Here is a 23,902-nt window from a genome sequence, read left to right on the forward strand (position 1 = left end):
ATTCATTCCTCATTTGATTATCTTAGTTTACCGATCATACTTAGATAATAATATTCTTTAAATAATTCGTAAATTTACCATTCATGAGTTTCTTCTACGTAACTTATAATAAAATAAATAAAAGACTGTAAGCCCTATTAAAGCTCCACAAAAGTCGACTAAGACATCACTAATCAAGGAAGTTCTCCCTGGTACAAATGCTTGGTGAAACTCATCGGTTACAGCATAAAACAAGCAAATAAATAATATATAAACTATTGCATCTTTTCCTTTTTTATTAAAAGTAAACAACGCACTGCTCACTATTAATGCTAATACCATATACATAAATCCGTGGGCATTTTTTCTAATTATGTGATCTAAAGAATCTAATTTCACTTGTTTAACATTTGCTTTCCCATCATTATTATTTACCTTTGGCTCCTTGCTAATTGCTGCTTTACTTTCACCATTTGTCTTAAGTTTTGATTCAGTCTTTTCAATTATATTAACAACTCTATTACTTTGTTCATGTGATATAGCACCGTTATTACTTGACATATAAAATATAAATCCCATCCAAAGGAAACATAAAAGTATAACTATTTTCTTCACTTAGCCGCCTCTTCTCTCAATTTATATATTAGATTTTCATTACTTATCTTACTTAATTTAATACAAAAACCTTGAATAATATAAATAATTATAACAAATATAGGATTAATATATCTACATTTGCTACTATTCTTAAGAATATAATAATAATTGTATAGATAATCAAAACTTATACTTATGAGATAACTTACCGAAATTATAAACATTTTTATTCTGAAAAACTATGAAAATGAGTTGAACTTATTTTAAATAATTGGAATTTTATTCTGTTTGCATTAATAAAAATAAGTAAAACAAATATATAAATTATTTGGTGACTATTTTTATAAAAGGTGGGTATAAAAATGTTAAGAAACTCAATGAGCTTAGAAGAAAAGAAAGGATTCATAGTTGAACAAAAACCAAAATCGCACTCATCAGAAGCTTACAAAATTTTGCGGACTAATATTCAATACTCTTCATATAATAAAGAACTAAAAACCATTTTAATTACCAGTTCAGTGGCCTCTGAAGGAAAATCTACTATATCGGGAAATTTGGCATTATCATTTGCTCAAGATAATAAAAAAGTATTATTAATGGATTGCGATTTAAGAAGACCTTCAATTCATAAGAAATTTAATGTTTCTAATTTACTTGGGCTCTCTGAGATTCTAATAGGTGAAATAGATTTAAAAGAAGCAATAATATGCCATAATGATACTCTTGATATTTTGACATCTGGCAAGTTACCTCCTAACCCTGCTGAAATGCTATCCTCAAATTCAATGAGTAATTTAATAACTACATTAAGAGAAATTTATGATTTGATAATACTAGATTGCTGCCCTCTTCTTGGAATTACAGATGCACAAATTTTATCAACAAATGTTGACGGAACAATTCTCGTTGTACAATCAGAAAAAACAAAAAAAGATGAAGTAACCGAATCAAAAAAACTCTTACTTAAAGTAGGTGCTAACATTGTAGGAGTTATACTAAATAGAATTCCACGTTGTAGACATAAATATTATTATTACTAAAAATTCATCTTTTAATAATAAAAACAGGTAAGATTTTATCGAACTAATCAATCTTACCTGTTTTCTTTATTTCTATATTATTTAAACTTATACCCGATAATTTCACAAGATCTGGCCTCCTTTACAAGAATGTCTCGAGCTTGCTAGTAAGTTTTACTTTTTCCATGAATACCTTACTTCTAAATATTCTCCCTGCTTATCATACCCACGCATGTCATACCCTTTTTTATTATATCCATCCTTATCGAATCCCGCACTGTTGTAACCATCCTTATCAAAACCGTGCTTATCATACCCTTCCATGTTATACCCTTCATCATTAAAATACGAACCATTTTTGTGAACACCATTTTTATCAAATCCATTATCATTATATCTTGTACCATTTTTGTGAAATCCTTTAGAATTAAACCCATATTCATCAAACTTTTTAAAGACATCAAAGATCGCCACAGATATTCTCCCCTCTTCTTTATTGCGAGTAAATATAATAATTATTATATTTACATTCGTCTAAAAACTCACTTACTTCCATTATATACATTTTATGGAATTAGTAAATGATATTTCGTTTCTATTTATATGTAATTAATTACAAAAAAATATGAGAATAATCAACATTAGACATGTCAAACTCTTCGTATTCCACCTAATAATAATCCTCACTGTAAAGGCATAAAAAGAAGTCTATCTTAATTCTGCCTTTATAGTGCATTCTAATAAATAATTAACTATTAGTTTGTCCAACTCCTGGCTAATTCTTAAAATTTCTTTTTTGTCTATATTTTCTTCTATCTTCTTATGTAATATTTCTCTCACTATTTCAATCTTTCTAGCAAATTCTTTTATCCTATCCTTTTTCTCTTTCATGATTTTCTCCCCTTAATTTTCTTTTCATAATAATCTTTTAAAACAAAAAACCAATCTAAACTAATTGATTTATCAATTAATTTAAATTGGTCGGTTGCACCACAAACTCAAAATTCTCCAGGCGCCCAAATAAAGAGAATTTTTCACAGTCCCCAATATCTTTTAACTTTAATACTTAACGATTGAGTTATATGTATTTTTATACATATAATTCCATTATCCGAAACATATCACTAATTTTATCATCAATGTCCAAAGATTTCAATACAAAATTAATATAAAATAATCCAATTTTTTGCATACTTATTAATTTAATAATTTAATAAAAAACGAATAATTTCTTTACTTTTTCCAGAGCGTTATTTAGAAAATATAGAATTCAATTAATAGAAAGAAATGTCACTAAAATTTATGTATTTTCCTAGACATATAAAAAGGCTCGTTACTTAACAGTAACGAGTCCTTTATGCTAAAAAAGCCAGCACTAGACATTTAATTTATTTACTTAATTTAAACTTATTCTAAATTAAGGCCTTTTAAGTATTTTATAAAATCATCTTTAATTTCAGGTTTTCTTAATGCATATTCAACTGTTGCTTCTAAAAATCCAAGCTTATCTCCAACATCATATCTTTTTCCTTCAAAGTTATAAGCATACATAGCTTCACTTTTAGCAAGCTCTTTCAATGCATCTGTAAGTTGAATTTCATTTCCTTTGCCAGGCTTTGTATTTTCTAGAATTTCAAATATAGCAGAAGTAATTATATATCTGCCAAGTATTGCCGTATTTGACGGTGCATCTTCTATACTTGGTTTTTCTACTAATCCTTTAACTTTACATACTCTATCTTCAATTATTATTCCATTAACTATACCATACTTGCATACATCTTCAGGCTTAACACTTTGCACACCTAAAATGCTTGTTTTATATTCACCATAGCAATCAATAAGCTGCTTTAGGCAAGGTTTTTCTTCATTATATACTATATCATCACCAAGAAGAATTGCAAAAGGCTCATTACCTACAAAACTCTTAGCACATAAGATGGCATGTCCTAGTCCTCTAGGTTCCTTTTGCCTTATGTAATGAATATCAACCATATCTGAAATATTTTTAACCAAATCTAATAATTCATCCTTATGATTTTTTTCAAGCTCTACTTCAAGTTCAATAGATTTATCAAAGTGATCCTCAATGCATTTCTTATTTCTGCCAGTAATAATGAGTATCTCTTCAATACCAGAAGCAATAGCTTCTTCTATAATATATTGAATTGTTGGCTTATCAACTATAGGAAGCATTTCCTTTGGTTGAGCCTTGGTTGCAGGCAAGAATCTTGTTCCTAGCCCTGCTGCTGGAATTATTGCTTTTCTTATTTTCTTCGACATTACTTCCTCCATGAATTATTAATAAATTTTTTATAAATTAATATAATACTTTTAAATACTTATGACTCGTCTTCCTTATAAGTACGCTTAATCTTGATTAACGAAATACTGCACGAAATTCATCTTTCGTGCAGTATTTATGACTTGTTAATTTATAGCAAGTTAGAAAACCATTACAAATGAAATATACGGGAATTTGATAGTATAATCTGTGCATTTCTATCTGATCTTTTAGAAATTTTGCATAAAGCTAATACAAATAGTACTGTTATAGCCACTATTGAAATACATAAAACTTTAATCATTATTTTTCCCCACCTTTCATTGTGAAAAAGGAAAATAAGGACAATTAGATCTCAACAGAGTCTAAAGACTATAAATAGTCATCCTCGTGGTAACCGGCTACCTTCCATGAATAGAACAATTATGGTTCAGGTCCTTGGCTTTGCGTCTCATAGTTTCCTATGATTTGCCTTTTTCACTATAATTAATGATATCATATTTTCCATAATTAGGCAACAACATTTTTAAACCCTTGAGGATTATTAATGTGTATATCCTTTATTTTTTTATCACATAGCAATATTGAATTTATAAACGAAATAAGAATATCTTCATTCTTCTCAATTCTAAAAGCTTCTTAAAATACAAATTCAGATTATTGTAAAAATAATTTGAATATTTGGTTATTTAATGGTAATATGAATTTATATGTAATTTATTACATAATATATTATAAATTGTATTAATTTATAATAAAATTACATTTACTATATTCTGTTGATTCTATTAAATTATTGTGGAAGGATATCATAGTTTTGCGCATCATTTCTTTTTCTTTTAAACTATACTCTATTTTACTTTATCTTCGTATATTACTCACTGGGGGGATTAGATGGATTCAGAAACAATATCTATTGAAGAAATTTTTCAAATACTTAAAAAGAAATGGAAATTAGTAATTATTTTGCCACTTATAACAACAGCGATATCTATCTTATATAGTTTTTATATAGTTAAACCTCAATATGAAGCTTCTACTAAAGTCTTTGTAGGCAAGGAAACTGGAATCGAAGAGAAATATAATAATAATGATGTAGAAATGTATCAAAAATTATTAAAAACCTATTCGGAATTAATAAAAACTAACACTTTAGTTTCAAGAGCACTAAATAGATACGACCTAGACTCACAATCATCAGCTGTACTTAGTTCTCTTACAACAGTTCCAATGGCAAATACTCAAATACTAGAAATAAAATATAAAAATCTAAATAAGTCCTTAGCGAAAGATACAGTTTCTGCGATAACTAATGAATTCATTAAAGAAACACAGGAACTCATCCCTAATGGCATAGTAAAAGTGATAGAAGATGTTGTAATCTCAGAAACTTTAACTAGTTCAAAGAAAAAAATGTATGTTGCCATTGGATTTATGCTCGGCCTTATGATAAGCATTGGAATTATTTTTTTAATAGAACTTCTTGATTATACATTTAAAAACAAAGAGAAATTAGAAAGAATTGTCCAGCTGCCGACTTTTGGCCTAATCCCCGATGACACTAAGATACGAAAAACGAAAAATCATATAACGCTTATAGTAGAGCAAAAGCCAAAATCTATTGTGGCAGAAGCTTATAGGACGCTAATAACTAATATCCTATATTCCGAATCAGAAAAAAATATTAAAACCATATTAATTACAAGTTCCAAATTGCAAGAAGGAAAATCAACAGTAGCCGGAAACTTAGCTTTATCTTTTGCAGAAAACGATAACAAGGTAATAATAGTAGACTGTGATCTTAGAAAACCTTCTCTGCATCAAAAATTTAATATACCTAATACCTCTGGTTTATCTGATGTTATACTCAAAAAAGAATCTTTAGATAAGGTAATTCAAAAGCATAACGAAAACCTTTACTTAATGTCTTCTGGAAAATTTACCGGAAAACCAGCAAGTATGTTAGCATCTCAAGAAATGGATAATATACTAACTGAATTAAAGAAAAACTTCGATATAATCCTGCTAGACAGCCCACCTGTCCAAGCAGTTACTGATGCCCAAATTTTATCAACAAAAGTAGACTGCACTTTAGTTGTAATACGCTCCGGCGTAACAAATGCTAAATCAGTATTAGAAACCAAGAGCCTATTAACAAAAATCAACGGCTTAGTAATTGGAACTGTGCTGCATAGAACTGAGTATAATAAGGATACATATTATTATAGCAGTCATAGTTCCAGCAGTAATACTATCAAAAGTCTGCTAGGTTAAATGGAATTGGATATATGATAGAAAATCAGTCGCGATCTTGCGACTGACTTCTATTCTTCCTCTATTAGTTCGACTTCTGATAAATCTATTTCTAAATTTTCAAATCTTATGGCTTTAAATTTCTCATTTAATGTACAACTATGCTTTAATTCATATTTATTATTTATCAATGAATATATCCATATTTTTTTACTCATTGGCGATACAATCCAATATTCAGGCACTCCATATTCCTCATATAGATCTTTTTTAGGAATAAGATCATCATCCGGATTCGATGGACTTAAAACTTCTATAACTAATTGTGGAATTCCTATATAACCCCTATAAAAAATTTGATTTTTATCACAATAAACTGCAATATCTGGAGCCACCTCAGCTTTTTTTGATTTTATCAAATTATCAACGCTATTTTTATCAGATTTAATAATAGTCGGATCTTCTTTAGTTAAAAATAAAGCTGCTTCAATTGAAACATTACATGATTTTTTGAAATAACTTTTTAATTGTAAATATAATTCTCCTTGTAACTCTATATGATTATATCTAGGCCTTGGCGACATATATTTTATATTGTTAATCCACTCTTCTTTTAACAATGATTTTTCTAATTTATTGGATTCCATACTATCATCTCCTCGTATATACAATAATCATATCATAAAATCATTTAATAATTTAATTATAACCTACATTTAATCTTCTTAAAACAAAAAACAGATAAGATTTCATTGATTTAATCAATCTTACCTGTTATCTTCAAAAAACATTGTACTTGTAAATTTTGAGAACTCAGGAGCTTGCTACTGACTTGCTTTTGCAGCTATCCCACTACAATCAAATTTATATCCATAAATAATACAATCATGAATCATTTCACCATTTGAATACAAGCAATAATCCTTTCCTGCATCCTTTATCCATCCCGTTTCCATAGCTCCATTATTATCTAAATGATACCATTTATGATCTACCTTAATCCATCCTGTCTGCATTATACCCTCTTCATTAAAATAGTACCATTTCCCGTCTATAAATTCCCATGCGCCCTTAGTGCATGTTCCATCCTTATGTTTATACCTCCATTTATTTTTATCATTTATCCATGTTTCTAAATAGGAATTGTTTTTAAGCAAAATGCCTTCATTAAATGAATTCACATCTACTTTCCCATCTATTCCTACTATATTTCCGGTTTCAGTAAATTGATGTCCTACTTTATTATTAAAGAAATTCGAAGGCAGGTTCCAAGGAACATTATTATAATTTGCTTCCCAGAAAGGATAATCTTTTATGGTATTTTGTATGCTCTTCATATTACCTATAAATCCTGTGTAAGAATAAATGCCTAGCTGCAAAGGACATAATTTTTTAAAGGCATCTATAAATCTTACTACATAATCACATAATCCATAGAATTCTCTCTCGATATCCAATATAGGTATTAGATCCCACTCATACTCTTTAATCTTCCTATAAAAGTTTTCTGCCTGTGCTTCAGGATAGCTTGATCCAACCAGGAAATGGTACGCACCAACCTTTAGTCCATTGCTTTTGCAAGAATTATAAAAGCTTTCCATCATGCTATCTTGAAAAGTCTTACCTTCACTCGCCTTCATATAAACGAACTCTACATTATCCGTTGCAACTTTCTTAAAATCAATCTCTCCATTATTATTTGATATATCTATACCTTTAATATATTCCATTTCCCAATCCTCCCTATTTAGGCACATTCATCAAAATTTCAAGTCAATATTTACCTCAATTATCTTATGTCCATCCTAGAAGCTTCTTCTCTAAGTCATCATAATCATATTTTCTTGCCTCAAAGTTAATAAATCTAAGTCTTGGTTTTTCCCTTCTAGCATATGAATTACCAGTACTGCAATTATTAAATTCCATTTCCTCATAAGTTTTAGGATATCCTTCCCTAAGCCAATTCTTAAGAATGCCATTAATATAATTTATATCAAGCTTATCTCTTTCTATAGCTTCTTCCATAGCCATTTTTATATATTCTTCATCATGAGTACCCAAAGCCTTTGTTACCCAGCTTAGATTCATTCCCCTTATGGAGATTTTATTTTCTTCTAAAGTTTTTATAATCTTGAGGCTATTCATTTTCACTTCATCATCAGACGAAGAGAGAGCTTCTTCCTTTGAAAGCATATCATCTGAGCTTGTATCATTTTCTTTAATGCAGATAACATCATTTAGTCTTTCTTCTCTAATCTCTTTATTATCTATATTCTTTTTCTTAGTTCTTTTATCTTCTTCTCTCTTCTCTTTCTGCAGCGTTACATTTGCGTTACACTTTTTATTTTTATTTGTTTTTTCACTGCTACTGCTTTCATCTACTGCATTATTACAAGCTTCATCACTACTCGTACCTTCCTTCAAGATCTCATTTTCTTTTTTCTTTCTTTCTCTAAAATTTTTAACTCTACTTCGACTTCCTTCTCTTACTTTTTTCATTCCCTCAATATTTTGATGTTTCTCCCAATTACGTATTTTTATCACATTATTTTCATATATCTCAATAAGTTTAAAAGATTCTAGAATTTCTAGAACCTTTTCTATAATTTCTAATGGTCTATTAAATAATATAGACAGCATCTCCTTAGTATATGGCACACCTTTTTTTAAATATATTAACCCATTATCATTAACTTTGCCTGCTTGTAAAAGCAATCTTATCCATACATAATTGGCAACGTCTCTATAACGTTCCATAGAATCAATTAATCTCATAGTTTCATCTTCGCACATAGCAGTTTTTAATTTAATCCACTCTATCCCCTTCATAAATACATCCCCTCATTTATTTTTAGTTAATTGCACACAAGTCTAGCTATAACATTGATATTATACTGGGAAATTTCTTTTTTGAGGTGATTGTATATTTATACCTAATATAATACAAATTTCATTCCCATAAATGCATTTCAAATCTCTTTCAACCATATTCCCTTCTCCAATGCAAATTAATTTATTACACACTAATTAGTTATCGTTTACAAATAGATTATGTCTAAAAATATTCACTTATTTTGATGTTAAATAGACATCGTATGCTTCTTAAAAATTTTCAGAAGCAAATTTATAATAGTTTTCTTCTAATTTTATCATAATCCTATCCCCCTAAAATTTTAGCAACAACATTTGCGCATCACCATTGATTTAATTATACCTTTACTTCCCCTCATGTCAACAAATTTTTTGGTAATTTTTTGAAATTAATTTCTTGCATTAAATATTTTATGATGTATACTTTCTTCAAGACATTTTTTAGATTACAGGGGCGAAATATGAACACAATATATCCAAAAAAATTGAAAGATATTCAAATTTTCTAAGAAAATTTTTTTCCAGGTGTTTATAAAAATGTTTTTTACTGTATATTCCTTATGACAAGTAAATTTTGGGAGGGATCATATGTGAATTATGATTATATTGAGGAATTAGTTGCTAAAACTAAATATGGTGATTTAATATCAAAAGAGAATTTAATTAAAGAATTTACTCCATTTATAAATTCTTTGTCTAAAAAGACATTTATTCATGGTTATGAAAAGTCTGATATCCAAAATGAATGTTTCTTAACTCTGATTAACTGCATATCTCAATATAAACTAGATAGCCATCGTTTTGTCGGCTATGCTACAAATTCTATAAAAAATCGTTTATGTACTTTACTGAATATCGATGATAAGCGAAAAGATATCGATGGACTCTTCTCTCTAAGTGATGACATTGAATGTAATGCATCGTTATGTCATGACATGGAAAATGACAGCATTATACTTGAATATCAACATCTTAAATTATTGTCTGCAATAAAAAATGATTTAAGCGATTCTGAAAAGCATTTAATAAACTTTGTATTTTTTAATAAAAATACTCTTACTAATTATGCGCATCATGAAAATATATCTTATGTCACTGCTTCAAAGAGAAAGAAAAAAGTCTTAAAGAAATTAAAAACTTATATTATTGGAGGTAATGAATTATGGGGATTAACGATATGATGAGTCTAATTACTAATGCAGGATTTCCTATAGCAGTCTGTGCTTATTTACTTTTTCGTCTAGAAAAACAACTCTCTAGCCTTTCATCTTCCATACAAAAATTAAATACCATAATTTCTACAAAATTAGGTGTAGTTATCGATACTACTTCTGACAGTACCACTTAAAATTCATGATAATAAAAAAGTTTTAAAATATCCCTTTATATAAATCAATTTTTCTGTATATAAAATATGAGAATAAAATTTAGGAGGTAAGAAATATGGCTGTAATAAAACAAATTGCAACTACATCTTTAAGCATCGAGGTTCAAAGTGGAGTAGATCTTGCGGGAGACCCAAAATTTAGTAAGAAGAATTTTTCTAATGTACGAACTGATGTGGTGCCTGAAAATGCATATGCAGTGGCTCAGGCTATAAAAAGTGTTTTATCTGCTGCTACTGGATCTATTTTATTAAATGAATCATCAAATCTTGATCAAATGTAAGATATTCTAAAAACAAATAATAAAAATTTAATTTTAGGAGGTTTTAAATTATGGAATATATTTTAGCAATGACTTTTATAACTGATGGTGGCTTAAAAACTAATTTCAGCATCAACGGAGTTAAACCTGATCTTACACCTACTGAGGTAAATTCCTTAATGGATACAATAATTCAGAAGAATATCTTCTTTGCTGCCTCTGGAGCTTTAATAAAAAAATCCGGAGCTCAAATAACAGAGAGAAATATTACTAAAATTGATGTAGCTTAAATTTTAAAAACCTCGTTGCTTAGTCGTAACGAGGTTTTTTTGATGTTGCTGCTGAGTACAAAACTGACTAAAATTCAAATATATCCTTTAATTCAATTCTTAAATCTGGAAATACTGAACTTACATAAATATCTTTATTATTTAATACTTTAGGTGTCCTATATGCCCCATCTATTAATGAATATTGTGTAATCATTCCGTTTTGTTCAACTATATTATATTCAAGAACCCCAAACCTTTGATATATATTAGCTTTTATAAAGTAATCGTGGTCTGAATACTCTGGGGACACAACTTCAAATATTATTTTGGGTGCTGATATAAAACTCTCACCTTTTTTACTGGCATCCTCACACATTACGAATATATCTGGTAAAAACTTATATATTTCACTTTCATTTTTAAATATAACTTCTATTTGCTCAGAATATGGTGTACATTTACTTCCTTTAAAAAAGTTATATAGTGTGGATGATATTCCCATAACAATTCTATTATGGGCCATTGATGTTCTTGAGCTAAATAATATTTGACCATTATAGTATTCAGCTTTACCATCATAATTGGCTTGTATTTTATCAAATTCATCCAAAGATATAAATATATTATTTTGCACTTGCATTGAAATCATCCCCCGTTTAAAAATTTTTCCAAATTATCCTTCTATAAATATTATTATATCCTAAATACTATTCGCTTAAAACAAAAATGCACTAAACTTTCATTTAGTGCAATGCTTGTACTTGGTAATTTTTGTTTCCCCCATGGGTGCTTCCGAGGGCCGAAGGGCTGAGGTTGCTACTTGTAAATTATTAGACCCTCCGAGGTATTAGTCAGAAGCTTGCGAGTGACTTGCTACAGACGCACAATATCATCTCTATCAAAAATGACTATTCCATCACATATTATGTTATTTTTTAATTCTTCTTTAGATATTTTATAGAAATCAACTACATCAACAGTATATATAATATCAAGCTCTTCTAAATCATTTCTTAATAAATTTAATCTGGTGCTATTCATATTATGTGCAAAAATAGCTAGATCTATATCTGATGTCTTTTTATAATCACCCCTGGATCTTGAGCCAAAAATTAAAGCCTTCTCAATTTCATCGTACTTAAATAAAACACTCTTTATATTAATTATAATATGTTCTTTTAATCCAAACATGCTAATCAACTACCTTTGATTTAAGTAATATATACATATCATTCATTTGCCTAAAATATTTTGAAATTATTTTCTCATATATATCAAGAGCTACCTCTTCATCATATACATGAGAAGTTAGATTTCTATCATTTAACATATCAATCCAATCTTCACCATCTTCAATAATTCCGATTTTAAAACCTTCTCTAAATGTACTTTTAGGGCTTTTTGCTTCTTGGATTCCTTCATTTTCCAAATAATATTTTATTAATTTCCAACATATTTCATAACAAAATTCAAATCTTTGTATTACTCCATCTTTTAGAGTTGATGATTTAGAATTATTTTTACTTTCATCTATAGCTTCACTTAGTCTTAATAAAGCCTTTCCAAAGTCATTTAACTTTTCATTCAATCTTTTATCCATCATTAATCCTCCACTCTACCAATATCATATAATATTATATCCTATATAATATTTTCTTAAAACAAAAAATTGCACTAAGCTTTCATTTAGTGCAACACTTATACTTTTAAATTTTTTGACCTCAGGGGTATTAGTCAGGATCTTGCGACTGACTTGCTATAACCAAGCTTGTTGTTATAATAGCTTATTTATGGCATAAATGTAATCACTAAAATCTTTTAAATGATTCTCAATAATGGCTTGCACCACTTTCATATTTAATGCTTTATAATCATGAACTGCTATATTTCTAAATCCAACCATTGACTTCATTCTTCCATTTAGTTTGTCATCTATTATATTATTAGAATTGAGCACTTCAAAAGAATCTCTACTATTTTGGGGTATACCTAAATTTTTCTCCGATATAATATGCATTGCTAAGTCTATAGCTGCTTCACATGCTCTTTGTATATTTAAAATTATAGAATCCTGCTTTGTATAATCATTTAAATTATCTGGGTTATTGTCATATACTTCTTTAATTCTATTTATACATCTTTCGATAGTTTCAATCTTATTGAAGATAACATCATTTCCCATAGACAGTTCCTCTTTCCTTAATCTTTTTTAAAATAACTTCACGCTCTTCATTTAGCATCGCATAAGACTTTAAAACTCTCATTTCGAAATACATACGCTTAGTCTCATCCGTGCAATATATTCTTTTCCCTGTACCTACTACTTGAGCTTTAAATACAGTTGAAGATGTATTTAAATTTATCAAATCTACTTCTCTATTAAAAATATCAGCTAATTCCTGTGCTTTCATAAAGCATTCATAAGAATCTACATCATTATCAGTTAAAAAAGCAATATCAATATCACTATCTTCCCTAAGCCTATTCTTAGCAGCCGAACCGAATAAATATATTACTATTGGATTAAATTCTTTCCTTAATATTTCAATAGCTTTATTTAATTGACTCTCCAAATTTAACCCTCCTACAAAATATTCCAATCTCTTTTCTCATCTTACTTCTATTATATCCCACAACATACCTTTATTAAACAAAAAAATTGCACTAAGCTTTCATTTAGTGCATTGCTTGTACTTGGTGATTTTTGTTTCCCCCATGGGTGCTTCCGGGGGATCTTGTGAGTGAAGTTGCTACTATTTTAAAATTTCTTCAGTTGTAATAAATAATCCTTCAAAAATATTACTAGAGTAATACTCATTTATAGAAGGTTTAAATACTCCATCTACTAGATTATACTGAATCATCTCTCCGGTCTGCTCAACTATCACGTATTCTAGAACTCCATACCTTTGATATATTTGAAGTTTGGTAATATAATCGTGTCCTGAATAATTGGGAGAAACCACTTCAAATATTATCTTTGGTGGAGATACGAAGCTTTCTCCAACTTTATTTGCATCTTCACACATTACAAATACATCAGGAAATACATTTATCGTATCCTTATCATTATGAAATTTTAATTCTATTTGCTCAGTATATACTTTACATTTACTATTAGCTAAGTAGCTCATAAGTTTAAATTGAATATTATTTACTATCTCATTATGTTTAACAGATGTTTTAGGATGAAGAACAACATCTCCATTTATGAACTCTAGATTATATTTATATTTATGTTGTAACTTCTCATATTCTTCTAAAGTAAACATTTTATTTTCTTCTATATGCATTTATATCAGCTCCTTATCTAATAAATTATATACTAATATATTTTTATTATAGCCTAAATTATATTGTAATGAAACAAAAAAACAGATATGTTTTTTTATTAGTCATATTAATTATTTCATTAAAACAGAAATTACACTAAATAATCATTTAGTGCAACGCTTGTACTTTGTAATTTTTGTTTCCCCTGAGGGATGCTTCCGAGGTCCGAATAGCTGAGGTTGCTATTTGATAAATTCATACAACGAATCAGCACATATATCTATATCATTAGGCCATGAAATAGATGATCCATTAATTTGTACTAAATCAAAAAAAGCTTTTTCTTTCAATGGTTTAAATAGTGGGTGATTTAAAAAACTATTCATATCAAAATTGATAGTCTTACCATCCTCATATTCTATATATAAATGATAATTTTCTAGCGGAATTACTTTAACTGGAATATTAAGTTTAACATTAGAATCATATACATCTTTATTCATATCTATATTTTTCCTATTGGATCAATTTTAAACCAAGTTCCTTCTTCTTGATACACTTTCCAATTAGCCTGTAATTCATCTTTGTGAAGTTCCACCCATGCTTGCAATACTTTTAGTTGCTTTTTAGGGAACGTACCCGCCAATACATCTCCTTCAAAATCAATAGATATCTCATATTCTTGATATTCTGCATGAACAAGTGGCAGATGATGTTTACCAACTAATTCAAATTGAAGTCTAACTATTATCCCAAAAAAAGTAGATATAATTGGTGACATATCTCCCAACTCCATTCATCAATATAAGTAATTATATTATATCCCATAAAATACTTTTGATAAACACAAAATTGCACTAAACTTTCATTTAGTGCAAGGCTTGTACTTGGAAAATCCTGTTTCCCCCAGGGGTGCTTCCCAGGTCTTTATCTGTGAAATGTTCTTAATTGCGCTTCGCGCTTTTTTTATCTGTGTACATCTTCTCATAATACTTTTGATAATCCCCAGAAGTTACATTTTTCATCCATTCTGAATTATCTAAATACCACTTTATAGTCTTCTTAATTCCTACTTCAAAAGTAGTTTCAGGATACCATCCTAGCTCTTCTTTTATTTTATCTGGAGCTATTCCATATCTTCTGTCATGACCTTTTCTATCTTCAACGTATTTGATTAAATTTTCTGTTACATCTTTATCTACATTTTCATTTATATAAGAAATAACTGTTTTAACAATTTGTATATTAGTTCTTTCGTTATGACCACCAACATTATAGACCTCACCAAGTCTTCCGCCATTAATAACCATATCAATAGCTTTTGCATGATCTTCTACAAAAAGCCAATCTCTTATATTCATACCATCACCATACACTGGTAATTCTTTATGCAGCATACAGTTATTAATTAATAGCGGAATTAATTTTTCTGGAAATTGGAATGGGCCATAGTTATTTGAGCATCTTGTTATATTAACTGGCATTTTATAAGTATCATAGTAAGCCTTAACCATTAAATCCGAACTTGCTTTACTTGATGAATATGGACTATGAGGATCTATTGGAGTTGTTTCCATAAAGAATCCTTCAGCTCCTAGAGATCCGTATACTTCATCTGTTGATACATGAAGGAATTTAACGCCTTCTTTAAATCCATCTTCTGTTTCCCAAGCATTTTTTGCACAATTAAGCATATTAACTGTACCAAGTACATTTGTTTTAGCAAATATTTCTGGCTCTTTTATACTTCTATCAACATGTGATTCTGCTGCAAAATGAACAACATAATCTACATCATTAGCTTCAAAAATACTTGAAACTAATTCTTTATCACAAATATCTCCTTGAACAAATGTATGTCTTTCATCTTTTTCTATAGATTTAAGATTCTCTAGATTTCCTGCGTAAGTCAATTTATCCAAATTAATTACTTTAATATCTTGATATTTATTTAACATGTATAAAATAAAGTTTGAACCTATAAATCCGGCTCCACCTGTAACTAAATATGTTTTCATTACTATAACTCCTTTACTTATCTAACTTACTAATAAATGATTTTATTGCATCTTTCCAATCTCTCATTTCATCGCCAACAGTACATCTTAGCATCATATTATCAAGAGATGAATATTCTGGTCTTTTTGCTGGAGTTTTATATTCTTCTGATGTACATGGTTTAACTTCACATTTCTCACCTGATAATTCAATTATCATTTTAGCAAAGTCATACCATGTACATTCTCCTTTACCTGTACAATGATATACTCCATATTCTTCTGTTTGTATTAACTTTAATATATGATAAGCTAAATCATTAGCATGAGTAGGGTTACCTCTTTGATCATTAACAACAGTAATTGCTTCTTTTTCTTTCCCAAGTCTTCTCATAGTATAAACAAAGTTATGACCTATGTATCCATAAAGCCAAGCAGTTCTTACTATAAAATACTTTGAAGAAAATTCTCTAACATAGCTTTCTACGAGTAGTTTAGTTTTACCATAGGCACTATAAGGAGCTGTTAAGTCATATTCAGTTAATGGCTTATTTCCAACTCCACTAAATACATAATCCGTTGATACCTGAACTAGCTTAGCACCTATTTCTGAACTTGCTATAGCTAAATTTCTTGGACCAATTGAATTAACTTTAAATGCAAAATCTTCATTACTTTCACATCCATCAACATTTGTTGCTGCTGCGCAGTTAATTACTACATCAGGTTTTAAATCATTTATCTTATTTTTAACTTGTTCTAGATTAGTTATATCTAATTGATCCACATCTAGTGCTATAACTTCACATTTTTTTATAGCTTCCGAAACTTCTCCTATTTCAGCTTTTCCACTTTTTATTATCTCTAGAAGCTCATTTCCTAATTGACCTCTTGAACCAGTTATTAATATTTTCATAAATCCATACTCCTTGAAATTCTACAATCTGAAATCTTCATAATTACTTAAATCTAAATCTTTAAAATTTGGATGATTCTTATCCTTTTCAGATAAGATTATATTTTCTATTCCATCCATTGGCCATTTAATATTTATATCTGGATCATTCCACATCACTCCACCATCATATTCTGGAGCATAAAAATCGGTACATTTATAGTTAAATACAGCTTCATCTGAAAGTACTAAAAATCCATGAGCAAAACCTTCTGGAATATAAAATTGCTTTTTATTTTCTTCACTTAAAACAACACCTTCCCACTTCCCATAAGTAGAAGAACCTGTTCTTAAATCAACTGATACATCAAAAACTTCACCTTTAGTCACTCTAACAAGCTTACCTTGGCTATGTTTTCTTTGAAAATGAAGTCCTCTAAGTACTCCTTTACTAGATCTAGATTCATTATCTTGAATAAAATTCATATTAAGACCAGCACCTAAGAAATCTTCTCTATTATAAGTTTCCATAAAATAACCTCTATTATCTCCAAAAACTTTAGGCTCTATTACATAAACCCCATCTATACTAGTCTTATTAAAATTAAAATTCCCCATTTTATTATCTCCTTATATATTTTTAGTTGCTGCAATTTCTGACTTAGCTTTTTGAATTTCTATTTCCTCTACTATATCCATTAAATACTTCCCATATCCAGTTTTCATTAATGGTTTAGCAAGTTCAATAACCTCTTCTGATGTTATCCATCCTTTTCTATAAGCAATTTCTTCAAGACACGCTATATATGTTCCTTGAGTACTTTGAACTGCTTCAACAAAGTTAGAAGCTTGAAGCATAGATGAATGAGTTCCTGTATCAAGCCAAGCCATTCCCCTACCTAATAATTGAACCTTTAATGTGCCTTCTTCCATATAAACTTTATTTAAATCCGTTATTTCTAGTTCCCCTCTTGGTGAAGGTTCTAATGCTTTAGCTTTTTTAACTACTGAATTATCATAAAAATAAAGCCCTGGCACTGCATATTTAGATTTTGGTTTTTCTGGTTTTTCTTCTAATGAAATAACCTTTCCATTATCATCAAATTCAACTACACCAAAAGCTTTTGGATTCTGAACATAATAACCAAATACGTATGCTCCATTTTCTAAGCCAGCAGCTTGTCTTAAATGTTCTGTAAAGCTTTGACCATAAAAAATATTATCTCCAAGTACCATTGCTACATTATCATCACCGATAAATTCCTCGCCAATAATAAATGCTTCTGCAAGTCCATTAGGATTTTCTTGAACTGCATATTCAACATTTAATCCTAATTCTTGTCCATCTCTAAAAAGCTCTTTAAAATTAATAATATCTCTTGGTGTAGATATTATTAGTATATCCCTTATGCCTGCAAGCATAAGTACTGACATTGGATAATAAATCATTGGCTTATCATATATTGGAACCATTTGTTTTGACATTGCTTTTGTTACTGGATATAGGCGGGTACCTGAACCGCCTGCTAATATTATTCCTTTCATAATCTTTATCTCCCTTATACTATTAGATTAATAATTTATTCGGTAATTTTCTAGGTTCCTAGGGTATTTGGGCAAACTAAGTAATCATCTTCCTAAATAGAAAAAATTCTCACAACAGAAGTCAGAGCACCACTCCAATCGGTATATTCTAAATACAAAAACATTGCACTAAACTATCATTTAGTACAATGACTTTACCTGGCAATTTCTGTTTCCCCTAGGAGTGCTTCCGACATCAGTATGACTGAAGTTTCTATTCCTTAATTTGGGTCAAACCTGTGTATGGAAGTTTTTATAGCTTTGAAATATTAGTCAAGAACTGTGACTTATTTGCGAAAAAATAGCATATCTAAGTACAATTACAATAGTTAAAATCCAAATGTATCCTTTTACATTTTAATGTTTCATTCATCATAAAAATACAATTTAAAAGTAGGGTAGTTAATGTATTTAAAAGGATATATAAAAGCATATTAGTACATATACCGATTTTATTTAATATAATATTCCTAATTCTAACAAATAAAAGATGTGCAAATACACTCCGAGTGAATAATTTCAAATTCCTAATATCAATGCCCATTCTTCCTTGTATTTCCTCAAAACTATTAATAATATAAATTAATGATAGAATTGATGTTATTTGGGTTTGACTAGTAGCCATAGAAAAATAATTTTGTTCATCCTCATCTTATACATGTATCTAAATTTCCTTAATTATCAGAGTAGGTTAATGAAGTTTTGAGGTTCTAGTTTTAAAATTAGTCATATTATATATTTTTCAATCCTATTAATTACAATAATTTCATGCTATTAGCATATAGTATACTACAAAATATAGCATGTTTATAGACTGAGCCTACTAGAGAGTTAACAATTTATTTAATGTCGCTCTTACTTTTCTTTTTACTCTTTCTATAAATGTAGGAGTTATACATTTTAATATTGAATATTCTAATTCTTCATTTTCTATCATTTCAAAGAACTTATCTCTTTTCTTGTTATACTTAACATGAGTCACAATGTATGGATTATTCTGTATCGCATAATCCAAATCTGTTCCAATTATCTCCATGTTTTTAGATACTTTATCTAACATAGATTTTCCTTTTTTCGTATTCCCTAAAACTAAAGATACTCCTTTATCATCATCAAATCCAGGGTGTATATCCTTCACTCCCCAATAGTCAGCTAATGTTATATCAGCTGATGTGAGAGGTTTTTTAAATTTGCAATCATAACAAGAAGGTCTTAAATAAATATCATTTAAAAATCCTTTCATATATATATTATCACATGCTAATTCCTTTAACTCTCTACCATTTTCAAAAGATACTTTTAAATTATACTTACTCCAACTTGCACTCTTATCTCTAAACAAAATCTTTTTTACTGCTGAATTTCTTCTTAATCTTAATGAATTAAGGTATTTTCGGAATACTTTAGGACTTGGTACCCCATGACAAGCTATATCAACCAAAATAAGATGATCGTATTTCTTCCTTAAGAAAGAATCCAATCCTGATATTTGACATGGTGTTCCACTAAACAGAACCATCTTTCCATCCTGTAAAAATTTCTCTGCTTCTTTGTATGTTTGCCCTATTTTACTTTGTACATACTTAGATCCTCTAAATTGTTCACATTCCTCACTTGTCTCAGCACAAACATGTCTGACACTAAGCCCCATATCAAATGCTACCCCAAAGACTGCTCCTTTGTTGCTAATTACTTCTTCACATAATAATGTAAATAATCCACCTGATGAGCTAGCCTCTCGTACTTTCTTATCTTTATTTTTACAAGCATATGCTAATATAACTTCATCCTCTCTTTTAGGAACATTAATTATAGGGCATACCTTCTCACATAAATTACAATTAATACAAACATTCTTATCTGTTATAGGATACAAAAATCCTTCATTATCACTCTTCATAGAAATACAATTTTTAGTACATACATTAGCACAAGCATGACATCCGCAACAATTCTGTTTTTCAACTATTTCTATCATATCTAATTTACCCTCTTACAAACTTTACTCTTAATAAAATTTAACGGTCCTATTAATAAATCTTTTTCGTAATCATTCATACCAATAAACCAAATTGATAGAATAAATATTATACTATAAACTACTCCTCCTACCAAGAACATTGCCATACTATCTATTCCGATGACACTCTTAAACCAAACACCTACCATGACTGGTACAATAAAAGAGGGAATAAATTTGCCTATTTCCTTCCAGAAATATTTTATATCCAATCCTACCATCTTATGATAATAAATGTTCATAATAATACCATTCCCTATAATAAGTGTAATAGCAGTTCCTATAGACGGACCTATTTCTCCATATACTTTACAAAGAGGGATGCTTAGAAAAATGTTGCCTATTGCAATAATTGTATACACGATAGATCTAAATTTGTGCATATTTTTAGCCCTTTGAATTTCTATCCCCAAATTCTGGATTAACGGAATGGTTACTGGAGTCATTAGTATTAAAGCAATTAGATATGCTTTTTCATATCCACTTCCCGCCCAAAAGCTTATAAAGTATTCGCCAAAAAATACAAAAACTGACAATACAAAGAACATCATAATGAATTGAATTCTACCTACCTTTGTAAACAAATCTGTTAATTGTTTATTGTCATCAACACTGGCTACCATTCTATTTACTTTAGGAACAAAAACAGAGGAAATAGATGTTGACAAAGACAAGTAATATGTGTTAAGTTGAGCACCAATTGAATAGACCGCAACTCCAGCTGTCCCCCTAAAAATTCCCAGTATAAATTTATCTACATTCCAATTGATTTGATCTACAATCATATTTAAGAAAATATAAAATGAAAAAATCCAGATTTCCTTCATTAAGGTAAAGTTAAATTTATCGAATTTAAACTTCATATCTAACCTTTTGAGACAATACCATACATTTATATAGTTTGTAATTATCGTAATTATCGTTGTAATTATTATCATTGCTATAGATTTGTATCCCATTAATAATAATGGTAATATTAGAAATGGATTGACCACTTTCCCTAAAATATCAACTATTTTTTGAAAAATATATTTTTCATTTGCTATCATGTTTGAGGTAAATACACTTCCTAGAAAAGATATTGCTAAATTAAGTACCATTAACATCATAAGAATTCTAGCAGTATTAATTTCATTAGGTGTAAGGCCCTTCTTAAATATAGTTTCAATATTAAATATTAATAAAGTTCCAGCTAATATAGCAATTAATCCTATTATAGAAAATAATATTAAGAACATTCCATTTACCTTTTCAATATTTTCTACATCATCATTTACCTTATACCTACTATAATACCGCATATAAGCACTGTTAAATCCAAAATTCAACAATCCTAGATAACCTACTACAGAGAACGCTAAATTATAAAGTCCATATTCACTTTGTCCTAATAGCCTAAGCATTACAGGAGTATATAAAATTGATATGATACTGCCTATTCCCATAGAGATGTAAGATAGTATTACACCACCCTTTAATTGATTAATTTTCATACTAACAAGAATCCTCCACTACCTTTTATCATTTTTTAATTTCAAAGCATCCTTTAAATATATAAATGCTTTACTCCTCTCAACTTCTAAAATAGAATCTACATTAGTAAAGTCAATATTAAAGATTTGGTTATCATTAGTAATATTTTCTTCTCGCCTAGATTCCATTTTAAATAATGATAACAAAGTATCTAGTCTAGAATTCATCGATGTATGATTATCTTGTCTATCAAAAACTATAAATGGTTTTTTCATAATCAAAGAGAAAACCGATCCATGGAAGGAATCAGTATAAACTAATTCACACTTATTAAATAACCAAATAAATTCATGCGGTGATAAACTATATATATACTTATTACTAAAATCTAAAAAGTTAATTACATCTAAATTATTCTTTTTAGCAATATAATTAATCTTCTCTTCTGCTGACTTACTTTTATCACCTAAAAAATATGTTAATATGTATTTTTTAGGCAACTTCAATTTTGGTTTTTTAGATATTAACAACCATTCATTTTTAGTTAACATTAATGTTGGATCAACTAGAACTACTGCATCTCTTCCTGTTAATTCTTTAATAATATCTGCCCCCGCCTGTTCTCTAATCGATAAACAATCTATCTGTCCAATCCATTTCTTATAGTCATTAATACACTTCATGGGTAATTCACTTACACCAAAGCTTGGAGCATAAGCTATTTTTTGTCCCTTATTAGCAAATGTCAAAAAATCTATTTCCGAATTAATATCAAATTCAGGATTCCACACTTGATCACTCCCACATACAAAAAAATCATACATTTTTTCAATGCCTTTTGGTATTCTATCTTTAGTAATTATATAATTAGTTTGTTGAACATATTTTTCTGTAAATTCATTAAATTTCCTCTCCCTTAAAACATAATTCATTTTTTTTAATTCTATGATCGGAACTCTATAGTAAAAATCAGATAATATCTCCTTAATTCTCTCTTTAATCGTATTTGGGTCTACTATTTTTTGAGATGTAAAGTTTCTAATTGTTTCCACTTCGCATCCTAATGATTCTAAAACCTTTTGAGTTGCATAATTTTGCAGTCTATTTCCGTAATTAATACCATTGGACATAGTCAAAATAGCTATTTTCATTTAATTCATTTCCTTTCCTTTGTATCTAGTGTAAAATTAACAATATCAATTACAGTCGTATTAATATTTTGCAATTTCTTCTTGATTATAATGTTGGCTAAATATAAAAATTATTAATGACAATGCAAGAGAATAGAAAGGTTGTCTGAATATCATTGTATATATAGCCATAAAAGTTATATTAATACTGATTATAATAAAGCTAGTAATTTTATTTTTTTTAACTTTTATTGTAAATATCCTATTTAAAAAATGTGAAAAAATTATTATTAGTATGGATAAATATACTATTCCTCCCTCATAAGTTCTAAAAGAAATTTCACTCATCCCAAAATGTTTTGGTAGAGATTGATCATCATACGATTTTATACTACCTATTCCACGTCCTAATTTATACCCATCTCCAACATCAAGTGCTGTTTTATATAGTGCGATTCTCTCTTCATTAGAATCTGATGAAGTAACATTTCTTTCAATTAACCCAAACTGTTCAAATTTTGATATAACTCTTGTATTAACAAATTTATTGATATTTTCATTATTGTCATACATATATATACCTATGCTCATCATAGCTACTATAAATA

Annotated in this window: 30 protein-coding genes and 2 riboswitches; of the genes, 6 read left to right on the forward strand and 24 right to left on the reverse strand. The window is 28.8% G+C overall.

The annotated features are described in order from the left end of the window. Positions 1-81 precede the first annotated feature (81 nt). Entirely contained in the window at positions 82-594 is a 513-nt protein-coding gene (locus CLCHR_RS11305; protein WP_079439908.1) for a VanZ family protein, read from the reverse strand. 344 nt (positions 595-938) lie between these two features. On the opposite strand from CLCHR_RS11305, the gene CLCHR_RS11310 reads away from it, so the two are divergent. Continuing rightward, complete coding sequence (locus tag CLCHR_RS11310) at positions 939-1,616, forward strand: CpsD/CapB family tyrosine-protein kinase (RefSeq protein ID WP_079439909.1); 678 nt, start codon at positions 939-941, stop codon at positions 1,614-1,616. 153 nt (positions 1,617-1,769) lie between these two features. Here CLCHR_RS11310 and CLCHR_RS11315 read toward each other — a convergent pair whose 3' ends face one another. From CLCHR_RS11315 to CLCHR_RS25455, 4 genes are all read right to left on the reverse strand, one after another. Next, complete coding sequence (locus CLCHR_RS11315; RefSeq protein ID WP_079439910.1) at positions 1,770-2,069, reverse strand: hypothetical protein; 300 nt, start codon at positions 2,067-2,069, stop codon at positions 1,770-1,772. Positions 2,070-2,303: 234 nt separating this feature from the next. Continuing rightward, positions 2,304-2,486 (reverse strand): Spo0E family sporulation regulatory protein-aspartic acid phosphatase, encoded by a 183-nt coding sequence (locus CLCHR_RS11320; protein ID WP_079439911.1) that lies wholly within the window; start codon positions 2,484-2,486, stop codon positions 2,304-2,306. 79 nt (positions 2,487-2,565) lie between these two features. Beyond that, positions 2,566-2,649: riboswitch (cyclic di-GMP riboswitch) on the reverse strand. Between the two features lie 353 nt (positions 2,650-3,002). Further along, complete coding sequence (gene galU, locus CLCHR_RS11325; RefSeq protein WP_079439912.1) at positions 3,003-3,878, reverse strand: UTP--glucose-1-phosphate uridylyltransferase GalU; 876 nt, start codon at positions 3,876-3,878, stop codon at positions 3,003-3,005. Between the two features lie 173 nt (positions 3,879-4,051). Beyond that, complete coding sequence (locus tag CLCHR_RS25455; RefSeq protein WP_278337001.1) at positions 4,052-4,183, reverse strand: hypothetical protein; 132 nt, start codon at positions 4,181-4,183, stop codon at positions 4,052-4,054. An 85-nt stretch (positions 4,184-4,268) separates the two neighbouring features. Continuing rightward, positions 4,269-4,362: riboswitch (cyclic di-GMP riboswitch) on the reverse strand. 411 nt (positions 4,363-4,773) lie between these two features. On the opposite strand from CLCHR_RS25455, the gene CLCHR_RS25190 reads away from it, so the two are divergent. Then, a complete protein-coding gene (locus CLCHR_RS25190) occupies positions 4,774-6,153 on the forward strand; it encodes a tyrosine-protein kinase domain-containing protein (protein WP_079439913.1) in 1,380 nt (459 codons plus the stop codon). A gap of 50 nt (positions 6,154-6,203) precedes the next feature. Here the strand turns inward: CLCHR_RS25190 and CLCHR_RS11335 are convergent, their stop codons facing one another. From CLCHR_RS11335 to CLCHR_RS11345, 3 genes are all read right to left on the reverse strand, one after another. After that, positions 6,204-6,779, reverse strand: a complete 576-nt coding sequence (locus CLCHR_RS11335; RefSeq protein ID WP_079439914.1) for a Uma2 family endonuclease — start codon at positions 6,777-6,779, stop codon at positions 6,204-6,206. Positions 6,780-6,956: 177 nt separating this feature from the next. Then, positions 6,957-7,862 carry a GH25 family lysozyme gene (locus tag CLCHR_RS11340; RefSeq protein ID WP_079439915.1) on the reverse strand — a complete coding sequence of 302 codons (906 nt, stop codon included), beginning with the start codon at positions 7,860-7,862 and terminating at the stop codon, positions 6,957-6,959. A gap of 64 nt (positions 7,863-7,926) precedes the next feature. Continuing rightward, positions 7,927-8,961: a phage replisome organizer N-terminal domain-containing protein gene (locus CLCHR_RS11345; RefSeq protein WP_079439916.1), complete on the reverse strand. Its 1,035-nt coding sequence runs from the start codon at positions 8,959-8,961 to the stop codon at positions 7,927-7,929. Positions 8,962-9,593: 632 nt separating this feature from the next. On the opposite strand from CLCHR_RS11345, the gene CLCHR_RS11350 reads away from it, so the two are divergent. The 4 genes from CLCHR_RS11350 (at position 9,594) to CLCHR_RS11365 (ending at position 10,940) form a co-directional block, all read left to right on the forward strand. Then, on the forward strand, positions 9,594-10,184 hold the full coding sequence (locus CLCHR_RS11350; RefSeq protein ID WP_169896787.1) for a sigma-70 family RNA polymerase sigma factor: 591 nt from the start codon (positions 9,594-9,596) through the stop codon (positions 10,182-10,184). Continuing rightward, positions 10,166-10,351 carry a YvrJ family protein gene (locus tag CLCHR_RS11355; RefSeq protein ID WP_079439918.1) on the forward strand — a complete coding sequence of 62 codons (186 nt, stop codon included), beginning with the start codon at positions 10,166-10,168 and terminating at the stop codon, positions 10,349-10,351. Before CLCHR_RS11350 ends, CLCHR_RS11355 begins: the two co-directional genes overlap by 19 nt. Positions 10,352-10,446: 95 nt before the next feature. After that, positions 10,447-10,671, forward strand: coding sequence for a DUF1659 domain-containing protein (locus CLCHR_RS11360; RefSeq protein ID WP_079439919.1), 225 nt, complete (start codon positions 10,447-10,449; stop codon positions 10,669-10,671). A 50-nt stretch (positions 10,672-10,721) separates the two neighbouring features. After that, positions 10,722-10,940 carry a DUF2922 domain-containing protein gene (locus CLCHR_RS11365; protein WP_079439920.1) on the forward strand — a complete coding sequence of 73 codons (219 nt, stop codon included), beginning with the start codon at positions 10,722-10,724 and terminating at the stop codon, positions 10,938-10,940. 67 nt (positions 10,941-11,007) lie between these two features. On the opposite strand, the gene CLCHR_RS11370 is transcribed toward CLCHR_RS11365, so the two are convergent. The 16 genes from CLCHR_RS11370 to CLCHR_RS11445 all read right to left on the reverse strand — a co-directional run. After that, positions 11,008-11,562 carry a Uma2 family endonuclease gene (locus tag CLCHR_RS11370; RefSeq protein WP_079439921.1) on the reverse strand — a complete coding sequence of 185 codons (555 nt, stop codon included), beginning with the start codon at positions 11,560-11,562 and terminating at the stop codon, positions 11,008-11,010. A gap of 233 nt (positions 11,563-11,795) precedes the next feature. Beyond that, positions 11,796-12,113: a nucleotidyltransferase domain-containing protein gene (locus CLCHR_RS11375; RefSeq protein WP_079439922.1), complete on the reverse strand. Its 318-nt coding sequence runs from the start codon at positions 12,111-12,113 to the stop codon at positions 11,796-11,798. 1 nt (position 12,114) lies between these two features. Then, positions 12,115-12,522, reverse strand: coding sequence for a nucleotidyltransferase substrate binding protein (locus tag CLCHR_RS11380; protein ID WP_242966018.1), 408 nt, complete (start codon positions 12,520-12,522; stop codon positions 12,115-12,117). Positions 12,523-12,696: 174 nt separating this feature from the next. Continuing rightward, positions 12,697-13,104 (reverse strand): type VII toxin-antitoxin system HepT family RNase toxin, encoded by a 408-nt coding sequence (hepT, locus tag CLCHR_RS11385; protein WP_079439924.1) that lies wholly within the window; start codon positions 13,102-13,104, stop codon positions 12,697-12,699. Then, positions 13,094-13,495 (reverse strand): type VII toxin-antitoxin system MntA family adenylyltransferase antitoxin, encoded by a 402-nt coding sequence (gene mntA / locus CLCHR_RS11390; protein WP_079439925.1) that lies wholly within the window; start codon positions 13,493-13,495, stop codon positions 13,094-13,096. The genes hepT and mntA overlap by 11 nt, the downstream gene beginning before the upstream one ends. Before the next feature lie 180 nt (positions 13,496-13,675). Further along, on the reverse strand, positions 13,676-14,215 hold the full coding sequence (locus tag CLCHR_RS11395; RefSeq protein ID WP_079439926.1) for a Uma2 family endonuclease: 540 nt from the start codon (positions 14,213-14,215) through the stop codon (positions 13,676-13,678). A 222-nt stretch (positions 14,216-14,437) separates the two neighbouring features. Continuing rightward, on the reverse strand, positions 14,438-14,698 hold the full coding sequence (locus CLCHR_RS11400; protein WP_079439927.1) for a DUF2442 domain-containing protein: 261 nt from the start codon (positions 14,696-14,698) through the stop codon (positions 14,438-14,440). A 2-nt stretch (positions 14,699-14,700) separates the two neighbouring features. Next, positions 14,701-14,976 carry a DUF4160 domain-containing protein gene (locus tag CLCHR_RS11405; protein WP_079439928.1) on the reverse strand — a complete coding sequence of 92 codons (276 nt, stop codon included), beginning with the start codon at positions 14,974-14,976 and terminating at the stop codon, positions 14,701-14,703. 163 nt (positions 14,977-15,139) lie between these two features. Continuing rightward, a complete protein-coding gene (rfbB, locus tag CLCHR_RS11410) occupies positions 15,140-16,213 on the reverse strand; it encodes a dTDP-glucose 4,6-dehydratase (RefSeq protein WP_079439929.1) in 1,074 nt (357 codons plus the stop codon). A 13-nt stretch (positions 16,214-16,226) separates the two neighbouring features. Further along, complete coding sequence (gene rfbD, locus CLCHR_RS11415) at positions 16,227-17,108, reverse strand: dTDP-4-dehydrorhamnose reductase (RefSeq protein WP_079439930.1); 882 nt, start codon at positions 17,106-17,108, stop codon at positions 16,227-16,229. 21 nt (positions 17,109-17,129) lie between these two features. Continuing rightward, positions 17,130-17,705 carry a dTDP-4-dehydrorhamnose 3,5-epimerase gene (gene rfbC, locus CLCHR_RS11420; RefSeq protein WP_079439931.1) on the reverse strand — a complete coding sequence of 192 codons (576 nt, stop codon included), beginning with the start codon at positions 17,703-17,705 and terminating at the stop codon, positions 17,130-17,132. Positions 17,706-17,717: 12 nt separating this feature from the next. After that, positions 17,718-18,632, reverse strand: a complete 915-nt coding sequence (gene rfbA / locus CLCHR_RS11425; protein WP_079439932.1) for a glucose-1-phosphate thymidylyltransferase RfbA — start codon at positions 18,630-18,632, stop codon at positions 17,718-17,720. 862 nt (positions 18,633-19,494) lie between these two features. Then, entirely contained in the window at positions 19,495-20,649 is a 1,155-nt protein-coding gene (locus CLCHR_RS11430) for a Coenzyme F420 hydrogenase/dehydrogenase, beta subunit C-terminal domain (protein ID WP_079439933.1), read from the reverse strand. 2 nt (positions 20,650-20,651) lie between these two features. Further along, the gene (locus CLCHR_RS11435) at positions 20,652-22,184 is read right to left on the reverse strand and encodes a lipopolysaccharide biosynthesis protein (RefSeq protein ID WP_079439934.1); all 1,533 of its coding nucleotides are present in this window, start codon (positions 22,182-22,184) and stop codon (positions 20,652-20,654) included. 18 nt (positions 22,185-22,202) lie between these two features. Continuing rightward, complete coding sequence (locus CLCHR_RS11440; RefSeq protein WP_079439935.1) at positions 22,203-23,315, reverse strand: polysaccharide pyruvyl transferase family protein; 1,113 nt, start codon at positions 23,313-23,315, stop codon at positions 22,203-22,205. Positions 23,316-23,375: 60 nt separating this feature from the next. After that, positions 23,376-23,902: hypothetical protein (locus tag CLCHR_RS11445; RefSeq protein ID WP_207652313.1), on the reverse strand; the 527-nt coding region annotated here is incomplete at its 5' end.

It is taken from the genome of Clostridium chromiireducens (assembly GCF_002029255.1).
In the GTDB taxonomy this organism is placed as follows: Bacteria; Bacillota; Clostridia; order Clostridiales; family Clostridiaceae; genus Clostridium; species Clostridium chromiireducens.